General features: G+C 62.4%; 1 protein-coding gene. It reads left to right on the forward strand.

Annotation, left to right across the window (positions count from 1 at the left end; all coding sequences use genetic code 11):
* Positions 1-56: 56 nt before the first annotated feature.
* The coding region (locus tag IVA82_RS17290) for a helix-turn-helix domain-containing protein (RefSeq protein ID WP_247493428.1) at positions 57-511 on the forward strand (455 nt) is incomplete at its 3' end.

Consider the following 511-nt stretch of genomic DNA (forward strand, 5'->3'; position numbering starts at 1 on the left):
CTGTTTGTAGCTCGTGAAGTGTCGTGTTTTTGGTGCCCTGGAACAAAGGGGGCACGATGGGCACGGCATCCATTCACGAGGGTGTACGACGGATGCGGTTTTCGAGTTTATTGGATCGGACGGAGGCGAAAGAGCTGACGCAGGCTGCGGCCTCCGAGCTTCTCGGGATCAACGTGCGGACATTTCAACGCTGGGCGGAACGCTTTGAAGCGGAGGGCGACGACGGGCTGGTCGACCTGCGTATGGGCCGACGATCGCCGCGACGGGCGCCGGAGGAAGAACTGGAGCGGATGCTCGGGCTGTTCCGGGACAAATACGCGGACTTCACGGTGAAGCACTTCCATGAACAGCTGCAAAAGCGGCATGGCTATGTGCTTGGCTACACGGTGACGAAGCTGGCCTTGCATGCGGCGGGTTTGGTGCGGAAGGCGCCGAAGCGTTCGGCGCACCGCAAGAAGCGTCCACGCCGGCCGCTTCCGGGGATGCTGCTGCACCAGGACGGATCGCGCCA

This window comes from Bradyrhizobium sp. 142, from assembly GCF_023074015.1.
GTDB lineage: Bacteria > Pseudomonadota > Alphaproteobacteria > Rhizobiales > Xanthobacteraceae > Bradyrhizobium.